Annotated in this window: 11 protein-coding genes and 2 pseudogenes; 2 read left to right on the top strand and 11 right to left on the bottom strand. The window is 58.1% G+C overall.

Translation table 11 applies throughout. The features are described 5' to 3' along the window. Positions 1-825 precede the first annotated feature (825 nt). The 11 genes and pseudogenes from NKH05_RS32270 to NKH05_RS32220 form a co-directional block, all read right to left on the bottom strand. On the bottom strand, positions 826-1,095 hold the full coding sequence (locus tag NKH05_RS32270) for a hypothetical protein (protein WP_353017806.1): 270 nt from the start codon (positions 1,093-1,095) through the stop codon (positions 826-828). A 65-nt stretch (positions 1,096-1,160) separates the two neighbouring features. Further along, complete coding sequence (locus NKH05_RS32265) at positions 1,161-3,101, bottom strand: type VI secretion system Vgr family protein (protein ID WP_353017804.1); 1,941 nt, start codon at positions 3,099-3,101, stop codon at positions 1,161-1,163. A 175-nt stretch (positions 3,102-3,276) separates the two neighbouring features. Further along, entirely contained in the window at positions 3,277-3,540 is a 264-nt protein-coding gene (locus NKH05_RS32260) for a hypothetical protein (protein WP_352608181.1), read from the bottom strand. A 23-nt stretch (positions 3,541-3,563) separates the two neighbouring features. After that, on the bottom strand, positions 3,564-4,640 hold the full coding sequence (gene tssG, locus NKH05_RS32255) for a type VI secretion system baseplate subunit TssG (protein ID WP_352608179.1): 1,077 nt from the start codon (positions 4,638-4,640) through the stop codon (positions 3,564-3,566). Then, positions 4,604-6,487: a type VI secretion system baseplate subunit TssF gene (tssF, locus tag NKH05_RS32250; protein ID WP_353017802.1), complete on the bottom strand. Its 1,884-nt coding sequence runs from the start codon at positions 6,485-6,487 to the stop codon at positions 4,604-4,606. Before tssF ends, tssG begins: the two co-directional genes overlap by 37 nt. Beyond that, complete coding sequence (tssE, locus tag NKH05_RS32245) at positions 6,487-6,993, bottom strand: type VI secretion system baseplate subunit TssE (RefSeq protein WP_352608175.1); 507 nt, start codon at positions 6,991-6,993, stop codon at positions 6,487-6,489. The genes tssF and tssE overlap by 1 nt, the downstream gene beginning before the upstream one ends. An 80-nt stretch (positions 6,994-7,073) precedes the next feature. Beyond that, positions 7,074-7,607 (bottom strand): type VI secretion system tube protein Hcp, encoded by a 534-nt coding sequence (locus tag NKH05_RS32240; RefSeq protein WP_352608173.1) that lies wholly within the window; start codon positions 7,605-7,607, stop codon positions 7,074-7,076. Between the two features lie 102 nt (positions 7,608-7,709). Beyond that, complete coding sequence (gene tssC / locus NKH05_RS32235) at positions 7,710-9,203, bottom strand: type VI secretion system contractile sheath large subunit (protein WP_352608171.1); 1,494 nt, start codon at positions 9,201-9,203, stop codon at positions 7,710-7,712. A gap of 2 nt (positions 9,204-9,205) precedes the next feature. Beyond that, positions 9,206-9,760 (bottom strand): type VI secretion system contractile sheath small subunit, encoded by a 555-nt coding sequence (gene tssB, locus NKH05_RS32230; RefSeq protein ID WP_353017800.1) that lies wholly within the window; start codon positions 9,758-9,760, stop codon positions 9,206-9,208. A gap of 38 nt (positions 9,761-9,798) precedes the next feature. Further along, the gene (gene tssA / locus NKH05_RS32225; RefSeq protein WP_353027038.1) at positions 9,799-10,791 is read right to left on the bottom strand and encodes a type VI secretion system protein TssA; all 993 of its coding nucleotides are present in this window, start codon (positions 10,789-10,791) and stop codon (positions 9,799-9,801) included. Between the two features lie 207 nt (positions 10,792-10,998). Next, a pseudogene (locus NKH05_RS32220) lies at positions 10,999-11,431 on the bottom strand (transposase); the annotation flags it as partial. Between NKH05_RS32220 and NKH05_RS32215 the strand changes: the two are divergent. Together NKH05_RS32215 and NKH05_RS32210 are read left to right on the top strand one after the other, a co-directional pair. After that, a pseudogene (locus NKH05_RS32215) lies at positions 11,425-12,195 on the top strand (ISKra4 family transposase); the annotation flags it as partial. The pseudogenes NKH05_RS32220 and NKH05_RS32215 overlap by 7 nt on opposite strands. A gap of 140 nt (positions 12,196-12,335) precedes the next feature. Continuing rightward, positions 12,336-12,537: hypothetical protein (locus tag NKH05_RS32210; protein WP_353016887.1), on the top strand; the 202-nt coding region annotated here is incomplete at its 3' end.

Below are 12,537 nucleotides of genomic sequence, written 5' to 3'. Positions count from 1 at the left end.
ACGATCTGCGTTGTGTTTGTACGGCATGGCACTCGCATCAAGCTGATTTCGATCCTGCCTGCCTATCGCCAAACCGTTGACAAAGGATCCATGCACCAACGCTCTGTTTGACCCTAATCCCGTAATCCGCCAGGACCCGATCAGTCCTGGCCGATCCAGGTGGATGAACCGATACCTGGCATGGCCTGAATGCCCGTTTTGTAGAATGGTTTCATCCTCCTGAGCCCTTGCCCGCCGCAAGCGGGATATTGGTGCAGCCGTACTGAACGGCGACCGCATGTGAGGTTGATCGTGCTCGGAGACGACCGGTCATGCAAATCGGGCTCAGACCTTGGATGCCGAAACAGTCCTGGAGTTCTGCTCATGCGTTGCTGAATTTAATCCTTGACCCCAAGAAGCCCATGTGAGGCCAGATACCAGCGAATGCAAAGCAAGATCACAGATTGGTCGAAATGGCGGCCTTTGAACATCTCAACTCTCCGGGGAACACCGGAGCCCAATGCCATGCGCCTCGTTACCAAAAACTTTGCAACACATCCCCCCCGCCGCGTCGTCAAAGTCGACGAGCAGGTTTCGCCGACTCAGCTTGCGGAGCTCCTGCATGACGGCGGCTTCGAGTGCGGCCTCCCAGCGCAACGGAGACCGACCCTTTGCCGGCGGCAAAAAGCAATGCATGTCCGGGCGAGTCGAAGGTCGGGGAAATGACGCGCTCACCCGAGCCAGTTATGATCAACAGTTCAAGGCAGAACGCGCACGTGTCCGGGTGATCCGGCCAGGCCGCCCTGGCCGCACCGCTCGCGGATGGCGGCGCAGGGAAAGGCGAACTCATGTCGCGATGACCCGTATCTGGCTGGAGGCGATGATCGGCGGCCCGCCGGGAATTTGTTCTGCCGAGAGACAAAGAGCGGCAAGTGGATTGATGAGGATTGGCTGACCATTGGCCAAGACCCGCGTAGCGGCGGCGAGCCACCGTGTGGTCACACAGGGCTGCGGTTTACCGTTCGGAAGCGTAAAGACGCAGCCGGCAACGACGCCTTGGTCAGTCAAGACCGCCACGGGCATGCCCGAGACGGAGACGCGCAGCGAGGCAGCCATTATATTGAGGCTGCCGCCGTGGGGGCAGGTCGCGGCCGTTCCTTTGTGAAGGACAGGACCAGGCATCAGGTCACCACAAGCGCTTCGTCGTTGATGATGACCGAAGCACCCGACACCTTGATCGAGGCTCGCTGAGCGTTCATGAGAGTGATGCCGGCTGCGCTGATTTCGATTGCCTGGGAGCCGCTTGCGCCCATCACTGAGAGGCATATCTTGTCAGGTGTCACCTCGATACTGCTACCAAACGTCGCCGCAGCTGAGGCTGAGGTCAGGAGGTATTGCTTCGTGACGTCGATGGCATAGATGTTTCCAACCTGAACGTTGTGGTCCTTCTGCGCTTTCAGAAAGACCTCTTCACAACCCTGCCTATCCTCGAACCGTAGCTCATTATAATCCGCAATTGTACCTCGATCCGTGTGCGTTCGGAAGGTGGAGCGGGACTTGTTGACCGGTAGGTTTTCAGGAGGCAGGTTGGACCCGTTGTAAACGACCCCGGTTACGAGGGGACGGTCAGGGTCGCCGTGGAGGAAGTTTACTACGATCTCTTGGCCGATCCTTGGAATTAGAAGGCACCCGAACCCCTTGCCGGCCCAGTTCTGGGCTACCCTGATCCAGCAAGAGCTGTTTTCGTCCTTGTTGCTCTCGCGGTCCCAGAAGAACTGGACCTTGATGCGGCCGTACTGATCCGTCGTGATTGTCTCGCCGCTTGGGCCCACCACGATCGCCGTCTGCGGTCCTTTGATCACCGGCACCGGTGTGCGGCGCGGGGAGCGATACTGAGTGCTCGCGGGGATGATCTCCACCGTGCTGTGATAGAGGAAGCACTCAGCGCGCTGGTCGGCGGTGACCGCGCCCGTTGGACGGTCTCCCACTTCCCCCAAAACCGTGAATTCGTTCCCGACCGCCAGAAAGCGCTGGGTAGCCTTTGGGCGCGCACCCAAATCGCCGTAATAGAAGGGGTTTGCAGCCTTGAAGACTACTCCCGTTTTGATTTGGCGAGCTGTAGTTTCAATACGCGCCCGATAGGCGTTACAAGCAAGCTCTTCTGCGCGGATCGTGGCGTAGAAGTCGCCCTCCCTTTTTGCCTTATAGCCTCCAGGATAGATGAACGTCTCCTGTACAGCTGAGCAAACGTCCGCAGTCGCCGTCTCCGATTCCACGACAGCGGCGCCAGAAAGACGGCTACCGGCACCCACTGTGCTCTTTCCAGGAGGAATGCCGCCGATACGCACGGAAGGGGTGCGCGCGACAGCGGTAAGTTCTGCCATTGGCTTCTCATCGTCGTAGTCCTTGAGAGTGACCTTGTTCGACTGCAGTGACACGACTTCGTTCCAATGCAAGATAACATCATCTCGATGGAGACTTCGGGCGGGCCTGAGATTGTGGTGGGTCTCCACAGCCTCAGGCTTGCATGCCTCGTGGCTCGAAAGGTTGTCGACCAGCACCAGATCGTGTCGATTCTCCCCATGTTCAAAATAGTAGTAGAGGCCGTCCTGCTCCATTAGGCGGCTGACGAAGGCCAAATCTGTCTCGTTGTACTGCACGCAGAAGGTGCGGTTTGGAAACCGCCCTATCGTCCGATTCTTGAAATTGCCTTTGTGCTCCTGAAAAATTTTGGTGATGATCTCAATGCTGGTTTTATCCTGAAAAATTCGGCTGTTGGTACGATATTCGAGCAGCGAAAGCCAAGGCCGCAACTCCGCCACGTAGTTGAGGTGCTCCGTGTCGTCCAGGCCGAGATACTCGAGTCGAGTGATGAGGCCGTTGAAGAAGCGCGTTCCCGCATCCTTCAGCTTAAGGCCGACTGTCAAAAATTGTCCGGGAATGTTGGCGAAGTTCTGAACCGGATTGGCTGTGGCGAGCTTCACCTCATAGAGAAAAGGTTCCCCCAGCCGTTCGGTGCCTCTTAGCCGTCGAAAAATGATCTCGTTCGGCTGGAGTGCCGCCGACGTAACTGCGGCAAATCGATTGTGCTTCAGCAGATTTTCAATTGTAGGCTGGACCATAGGAGATTTCCGCGCTTGAGATGCAAGAGCACCTTAGTACTTTGACTTGGCTCTAAAGACGCGGCCGGAGCGCCACCAAGGAAAACGATGGAGCGCGCAATGACGGGAATCGATGATGAGCCTGTCCGTTGGTCGCCCACCGCCGCTCTCCGGGGAGGGGATCTGGCGGCGCATATCAATAACGCCCCGCTGCTCGTACGGCTCTTCCATATCGGCTGGGCTGGAGATGCTTACTTGGCGTCAAAGCGTTCTCGAAAGCGAGGATGCCTTGATCAACGCCGAAACCGCGTAAAATCTTCCAGAGATCCGGCTGGGCAGCGCCACTGAGCTGGTCTTCAAACAGCTCAACAAAAATACTGTCGCGGACGTTGCGGGATGCTGAACAACTTTTGATTGTATTTGCATTGCAGAGTACATAGAGATCGCTAGTAAGATCCATGCAGCCCATTATAATCGACCCTCTCAGATTGCTGCGGAAAGTTCGGGGCGCCTTCGGCAGAGCTCGATCGGCGCCGTAGTCAGCTCGTCGGCATCACGTCGCGTCTTGCGCTCGCCGATCCAACTCGTCCAGCCGAGCCTACCGCTATGTCCCAGCCGGAGTCTCGGCACTTCTTCTTGTCGCAGGATCAGATTGACCTCCCAGTCCAGTTCATCTCCCAAGTAGTTTCGGATAATCTCGGCCAAAGTTCTAAGGTCGGAGGTCCCCGGCAAAAGCCGCTCGTACTGAGCCAAGCCGAGCGGGCCGATAATGACGCGGAAGCGATGATGGTAGACTTTGATCCTGCCGCCGACAGCGGCTGTACTGCCAAGTGTGGCAGTGCCTGCGTCACGGCCGAGGAGGGAGCGCGCGCCCAGCGGCAACTGAACCCATTTGGGGATAAATTCACGGATTTCGACCGGGGCCACAAAGAAGCTGTTGAGGATAGCGACTAGCCCTTCGGCATTGCGCGCGTGCGAGGCGAGACGGCCAGTGAAGTGAAATTTTGTTAGATCTGGCATGGCGTCCCGGCCATGGAAAGACCTCATTCCAAAACCGGCGAGGGCACCGAGTTGCAGGGCAAAGCGATCTTCTTGTGGCCTGTCATGGCTGACGGTCGGCTCGCTCTCCGCCCAGGCACGGAAGAAGAGCGAGGCTAAGCGATGATGAAAGATATCTGCAAACCGAACCAGCGTGTTGTCGCCGGCATTGCGCTGCCTTAAAAGCGCGTACTCCGTCAGATGCAAAGGCAGCGGACCGTTGGGCCCAAATAGGCCAAAGGCGTAGGTGGAAATACTGGCGGGATGGCCCTCTCCAGCCTCGGCCACGCGAGCGATGGATCGGGTCGGAAAGGCCAGCGCGGGCTGCTGTCCAATCCGCACCCGATCGAAGCCCGGTCGGCTTGATTCCCCAAGCCTGGGGCGATCTGAGCAGATTGCATCGACGACTCGCATAGCCTGAAAGAAATCGTAAGCATGCGGCTCGGCCGCTACTGCACTCAGAAAATGTGCGAGAGAGTCTGGCATCAGAGGATCGTCCGGCGACCAATCGCCGGTGGCCATCGCATCACTTTACCGCGTTGCAATGTCGAGACAGCCATCTCGGTGAAGCTGTTGATTGAAACATACTTGGCGAAGAACTGGTTGAGCACGGAGGCCAGGGGAAAAATGCCGACGCCTTCGAAAGCCCCTTCATCCAGGACGACGCTGATTTCGATTCCACGTGCGACCGCAGCTTGTCCGCCGCCCGGCAGCCGCCGATCTATCGGTCGCGACTGGATTTCGCGTATTCCGTCGATCTGCTGCGAAGCGAAAGCATCGTCCGGATCGACGTACAGGCGCAAGAGTTCTCGCAGCGCCTCTGCGCCATGGCCGTTATTGTCGGAATTCGTGATCGAGAGATAATTCAGCGAAAGGTGACTGATCAGCTTCCACGCGACATCGCCGGTGGCGAAGGAATGACGCGGCTTGGTCGGCAACGACAGACATCGCGTGGCGGTAACCGGAGCTCCGATTTCGAGTGTAAAGTCTGTCTCTTTATGACCGATTGGCAATACAAGCGGTAGATGCCTGTTCGAGCAAAGGCACCGCACCGACAACTGCCGTGGATTCACCGAATTGGCAGCCGCCCGGCGGTCCACAATTGAGATGTAAGTCTCGGTGCCGCCATAATCACTCCTCGCACCGTTGAGACGCTGGTGCTGGGACCGCAGGCGACGCTCGCGCCTGACTGTATAATAGCTGGAGTGCTGCACCTCCCGTCCATGGGCGGTAATGTTGTAAAATGGAAAAAACTGAATGGGGGCCGCTTCGCTGCTCTCTCCTTCGCCGCTCATCTCGAGGATCGACTGAACCTCGAAGTCGAGCGGCCTCATTCGATCTACAACCAGATGATGCTCGTAGCTCTTGTCGCTCAAGTGAATGCGATCCGCCTGGCGTTCGAAAAGATTGATCGCCGGCGTTGCGAACAGGGTGATGTTCTGGGTTCCGAGGTGACGTTCCAACCGTGGCTCGGCACGGTTGAGCACGAATACGATCTCAAGGCTCTCAGTCGTCGACATCGCCACGGCGTCGGCTAGCCCGCCGAGCTCGAGGAACAAGGTTCGCTCCGCAAGGGCGAAATACTCTTGAAGCAGACGATACCCGTCGAAGGAGCGGGGAACCTCGGGCAGGAGAGCGAAGTCGGGCTCCAGACAGCACTGCCGCAGTTGGCCGAGCGGAATTTTCTCCTGCCAGGGGGGCGGCGGGCTGGCGGGCCGGGCGACAATTGCGCAAGCATCGCCCATAAGCTGTTCGGCGACTGTTGCACCGACGCCACCTGCGCCGGCGAGGTAGAGTGTCAGTGCCCTCAGCCCGAGATTTTTGAACGGCATGCCATTGGTTGTCCGAAGGCGCAGTCGCAGCGCGGCCTTCCCATCTTGCCGGGGCGGAAGATTCAGGGCCGAAATTTGCGCCGGCGTCGTGTAATAATCTACAGCACTCACCGCAATCGGCCAGAGGTGGACATCGTGCGCCGTGCGGAACTCGCAATGGGTGATCGCATCCGAAGCGAGTTGGCCCAGCAGCTTGGTTCCGCGCGGCACCACATATCCGTGTTCAAACCGTCCGGCCAGTGGATCCGGCCCGAATTGGACGATAGTCATCGACGGGATGGGCGCCAGAAAATGCGGATAGACCAATTCCAGCAAGTGCTGCGTGAAGTCCGGGAACCGGGCTTGCAGCTTCAACTGGACCCGCGCCGCCAGGAAGGCAAAACCTTCTAGCAGCCTCTCGACATAAGGGTCGGCGACCCCCGCTGCTTCCATTCCCAACCGGCCGGCGACCTTTGGGAATGCGCGGGCAAACTCAGCTCCCATCTCCCGCATATACGCAAGCTCATCATTGTATAATCGCAGGAGCCTTGGGTCCATCAGCTTATCTCTGCACCTAGATCGGTAACGCGGACGGTCTTGCGTTCCCGGTCAAGCTCGGTGCGGATCACAATCCGCAGCGGCACTGGCTCTGCCAAGAGGTCGGCCTCGATCCTAAAGCCAAGAGAGCCGTTGCGGTCGGCCTCAGCGAGGGGTGTGACCTTGACACTGACGGCAAGCAGCCGAGGTTCAAAACGTTGCAAGCTGTCGGCAATCTCCTGTCCAAGCGAGGCAGCGTCGAGGCCATCGACGATGTGCCCGGCAAAGGGCCGGATACCGTAATTGAGAGTGCTGGATGCCACGTGGGGGTAGGACTGCAGGTCTACGGTTGCAGCCAACTGGTTTGCATTAAGCAGCCACGACACGTCGCGAAGGATCATTGCTTGCACTTGGCGCAGCGACAAGCTGGAAAATTTCGACGATTCGGACGCGCTGCGCGGCTCGTCATCCGTTAGCTGGTCGAGAAGGGATGGCTGGATCAGGTCCCACTTGGCAGTGACAACCATGTTCAATCTCCACATGTTGAGCAACGATCCGGGACCCGAATGCATGGCGAGCCCCAGAACGCACGCCGATCTGCAAGCTGTCAGGCGACGAGCATATTGAAGTCAGTACTGTTGGCGATTTGGTTCCAGACACCCTCACCAGCCTTGGTAAGAGCACCCTTATCGTCCTGCGCGTAGTAAATGGCCTTGCAGGCGCCGAATCGGAAGGTGATCGTCTCCTCCGGAGCTTCTTCAGCATAGGCCCACTCGACCTTCTCGATCGCAAGCATATTGAAGGTCCAGTGTAAGAACAGGTTCGAACTGGCCGTCGCCAGCCCGGCGCCCGTCGATTTGAATAGCTTCAGCTCGACGCCGTTGAAATGGACGCCGCGGCCACATGCCACGTACAGCCAAGCAGAGGCTTTATCCACCTGCTTCTTGATGGTGAAGACCTCGAATTCGGCCTTACCCGACCCGGCGCCTGCGGTGTGAGGGCCGATATTGAGCTTGTTCTCCATTGAGAAACTCCATTGGTCGCCAAGCGTGATACCGTTCTTCAGGATAATGGATTCGCCCTTCGGCTGGATGCCATCCTTGGACGCTTGGGTGAAAATCATAACTGAATCGAATGCCATTCCAAATTCCTCTATCTGGCGGTTTCGGATCGGGGGCCGGAATGGTCCCGAACCGGCGTGGTATGAAAGCGGACTTTATGCTTGTGGCGGCGGCGTAAGGGCTCAGCCCTTGCGGGCCGCGGGTAGCCGTGACACCAGCCTCAGAGAGATAGTAAGGCCCTCGAGCTGATAGTGTGGTCGCAGATAGAATATGGCGGTGTAATAGCCGGGATTATCTTCGACCTCATCGACCTTGACCTCTGCTGAGGAGAGCGGCTGTTGCGCCTTGCTTTCTTCGCTCCCCAACTCCGGCGAGGGATGAACATAGCCTTGGATCCATTGGTTCAGCCACTCCTCGACGTCATGCCGTTCTTTGAACGCGCCAATCTTGTCGCGGACCATGCACTTCAAATAGTGGGCAAAGCGGCAGGTCGCAAAAATATAGGGTAGCCTCGCACTGAGCTCTGCATTCGCCGAGGCATCCGGGTCTGCGTATCTGATTGGCTTGTTGACGGTCTGGGCGCCGAGGAATACGCCCAGCTGTGTGTTCTTCCGATGCAACAATGGTAAAAGGCCATTCTTGGAGAGCTCCGACTCCCGCCGATCGCTGATCGCGATCTCCGTTGGGCATTTGAGGTCGACGCCACCGTCGTCGCTGGGGAACGTGTGCACCGGCAAGTCTTCAACCAGGCCACCGGATTCGAAACCACGGATTCTAGACAGCCAGCCGTAGAGCTTGAACGACCGCGTGATGTTCACACCCATGGCATAGGCGGCATTCGTCCATAGATACTTTGCGCTATCTCTGCCGTCGGTGTCCTCTTCGAAGGCAAATTCATCGACTGGATTGGTCCTAGCGCCGTAGGGCAGCCGCCCGAGCACGCGTGGAAGTGTCAACGCCACATACCGGGAGTCCTCGCTCTCGCGAAAAGCTCGCCAGGCGGCGTGCTCAGGGGTTAGGAAGATCTTCGTGATGTCGCGTGGGTTGGCAAGTTCGCGCCAAGAATCCATCTGCAGCAGATGCGGGGAGGCCGCTGAGATAAACGGCGAGTGGCTTGCCGCGGCAATTTGCGCAATCCCCGTCAGCAGATCGATGTCCTGGGGGCTGTGGTCGAAGTAGTAGTCCGCAACCAAGCATCCGAAGGGGTCGCCGCCAATCTGCCCATATTCCTCTTCGTAGATCTTCTTGAACAAAGGACTCTGATCCCAGGCAATTCCCTTGTACTTTCGCAGCGTTCGAGACAGTTCTTTCTTGGAAATGGAAAAAACGCGAATCTTCAACGTCTCGTCCGTCTCGGTGTTGAACGTAAGGTGATGCAGGCCCCGCCAAGCCGATTCCAGCGCCTGAAAGTCCTGGTGATGGAGTATCTCGTTGATTTGTTCCGATAGCTTGTCGTCGATCGATGCTATAATTGACTGGATCGTCTCAACGGCATCATCGCTGATTAGCGGTGTGTGTCGGAGGGCTTGGTCAGCCAGAGTTTTGACCGCATTCTCCACTGCGTTGCGGGCCTGATCCGAATGCGTCTTGAACTCGCGTTGCAGCAGAACGACGAAATCCTCGGGATCGACAAACGGGGCGTGCACCTCGGCAGGTATTGAGCTTACGAACGTCACAATCAATCCTCCTGCGTCTCTGGAAAGGAGGTCAGGGCTGCCTCCGCTGGTTCATCAGGCGCTTCGTTCTCCGGCGCTCCACTGAGACTACTGAGCAACGCTGGATTGCCGAGGAAATGGGCGATCAGTTCCTCGGCACCCATCTTGCCGTCCATGTAGGCTAGTAGATTGGAGAGCTGCATGCGGGCCTGCAACAGCGCGTTGAGGCTTCCCACCTTGCGCGCCACGGCTGCCGGCGAGAAATCGCCCATCGACTCGAAGGTCAAGTCGACAGCCAATTGCCCTTCGCCGGTCAAACGGTTGGGTACCCGCATCGCCACCCTGGGTCTTAGCGATCTGAGCCGATCATCGAAATTATCGATGTCGATCTCCATCATCTTGCGCTCGCCCACTGGGGGCAGCGGCTCGGCGGGGTTGCCGGCGAGATCAGACATGACTCCCACCACGAAGGGAAGTTCTACCTTTTTTTGGGAGCCGTAGGTTTCTAGGTCGTATTCGATCTGGACCCGCGGGGGGCGATTTCGGTTGATGAATTTCTGACTGCTTGCCTTTGCCATTCTTCGGTTGTCCTCATGTTAGCCTTCGAGATCCGAGGTCATGCCCCCGAGTGTGCCGCCAGACCCGCGATCAAGCGGTATTGAGAAGCTCCATCCGGCGCGAGCTCTTCGAGCAAAGCCATAAAGTCCTTCGATACAAGTCGCTTCGCCCGCTCAAGCAAGGCTGGCACGGGGCTGGCCGGCTCGTTCACTTGATACCAGCGGCAGATACCGTCGAGTATGCTGATGACATCGTTGCGGCCGCGAATCTCTTCCGGATTGCGCGCCTCGGCTCCTGGTAGCAGGGGCTGCATAGCGGTTTCGGATTGAGGGATTTTCAGGTGGCGACTTACCACGTCCTTGCCCTGACGGAGCACCGAAATGAGGGGCTCGAATCGGACAGCATCGATGATATCGACGTGCTCGTTCATTAGGGCGTCTAGGCTGGTCGCAGCCGTAAGGCTGGCGTCGAGATTCGCCCCGAGTTGATAGAGGAGGGCGTGCTCGGTGTCCCCGAAGGCGAGGTCGATGGTCGCTGAATCGATGTCGCTCGATTGAGATCGCTGCGTCTCTATCCAATCGCGCAGCGTAAAGGTGCCAAACTGTCTGGACGCGGTGAGGGGAACCTGGCAAACCTCGGCGATAAGCCCGGAGGGATTGCAGAGATTTGCCAAAGCGTTAAGGCGCACCGTCTGATCGCCAGAGTCTTCTACGTCTGGCCGCGGATGCAGCTCCGGCCAATAGGATTCCACATACCCAGCGAGCAGCTCCAGGCCGTTGCGAAGGCCGGGGTAGCCGAATTGGCTGAGAGCGGAGCGGGTTAGCAGGACCCCGACGCGCAGGTCCTTTGTGCGGGTAGCGAGCTCCAGGCCAAGCTGCCAGACTTGACGCCAATCGGGAGCCTCCGCGGCTATGACGGAATCTCCCATCTGCCGAGCGGGCTTGCCCTGCGCCGCCATCTCAAGTTCGAGAAAACTCAGATCATAATCGAGAGCATCACCGCATGGGGTGCCGTCGCTGACCGGCTTCATCAAACGATCTACATCGAACATGGCCAATTCGTGTCGCCCTATCAGGTTCGCGCCGCCCATGACCAAACCAGCCTCAGTTAGTTCGTGTCTCTTAGCTGATGATCAGGCTTCATGTGGCATGCGAAATTGATATGCAGCCATACGGAGGGGCGTTGGTGCATGGGTCCGGACTTGAGGGGATGTCGATCTTTGAAGCGGCAGACTATGCCGTGGCCGCCTTGCGGCGGGCGATTTCGGGCGTGCGCAGGCAAGCATGCGGTTGAGGACGGCGCAGCCGATGGCGACTTCTGTCTGCTGAACTGGAAGCGACCGTGCCCGCAAACGCCGCCCGATGGTGGACTTGTATCGCCCTATGGCGGTCTCGACCAGCGAGCGTTTGTCCATAACCGTTGGAGACCTGCCATTTCATCCGGCCGTCTCTGCCGATTGCGGCGATATGCTGGTCCCTTTGGCCGGCAGGTCTATCGTCGAATGGTTGGACCGCGTTGACGCGAGGCGGAATGACGATTGCGGCGGCAGCGCTGTGATCGATGACTGCGTCGTAAGTTGGCTTTCCGTCATAGGCGCCGTCGGCAGTAAACTGTCCGACCGGACCGCCAATCTGCTCGAGTAGTGGCTCAACTTGAGAGACATCGCCAGTGTCCTGATCAGTCAGGGTATATCCGTGACCGCAACGATCGAAAGAAGAACTTCGAACTGATCGTCGGCCGCTCCTTACCCGGGACGGAGGTGCCCGTTACATGGGTTTTGTCGTACGATCGCAAGCCGCAGCGGCGTATCCTTGACCATCTTAAAAAGCAGGGTGTTCAGGCCAATCAGGACATCACCTTCATCATCGACGGAGGAGAAGAAGTCCGCTCGCTTGCCGAGATGATCGCGCCGGCAAGCGAACATGTCCTCGACCGGTTCCACATCACCATGCGCATCACGGTCCTGCGCCAATTCGCCCAGGGTCTCGAAAACCATAATGAGCAGGCCGGACAGGATCTGCTTGAAACCCTGCGCAGGATCAAATGGCACCTCTGGCATGGCAATGCGTACCGTGCCGGTGAGGAAATCGGCGACCTGCAATTCGATGCGGAAACGCTCGAAACGGACTACCCGATCATGCGCAAATTCCTCACGGCCATTGGCGAGTTCCGATCCTACATCGCTTCCAACAGTGCCGGCCTGACCAACTACGGCGAACGCTACTGGTCCGGTGAGCGGATATCCTCGGCCTTCGTCGAGGCAACCGTCAAAGCCGTCATCAGCAAGCGGTTCGCGAAAAAGCAGCAGATGCAGTGGAGCAGGATCGGCGCGCATCTTCTGCTGCAAACCCGAACGCAGACCTTCGACGGCTCCCTACGCTCGACCTTCCAGCAATGGTATCCCGGTATGGCGAACGACAATCACGAACCAGACGAAACAGCTCTCGCCGCATAGCCGCCCCACAAAACCTCATGCTCCCCCGACAGGAAGCATCACCATGTCCCGATCGAATGATTGAATATGAATTGCGCATGACGGCGGCGCGACCGATAGGCGCTAGAGTACTTCCTTGATCCGCGACCGGAGAGACCGCTATGGACGATACTGGCCGGGCATGGCCCTACGATGCTCCCGAACAAAATGATCCCAACGCCGACGTATACCCTTGGGTCGCGAGTTTGACAGGGATAGGGGGGACAACGGACGATTACATGCGGCAGTACCGTGCGCAACAACAGGGCCTGGAGCGGCAGCTGAGCGAGTTGAACCTAGGCGGCTCCGCTGCTGATCCAGACA

Origin of the sequence: Mesorhizobium sp. M1399 (assembly GCF_040317735.1) — a bacterium.
Taxonomy (GTDB): Bacteria; Pseudomonadota; Alphaproteobacteria; order Rhizobiales; family Rhizobiaceae; genus Mesorhizobium.
This window is presented reverse-complemented; position numbering and strand designations above follow the sequence as displayed.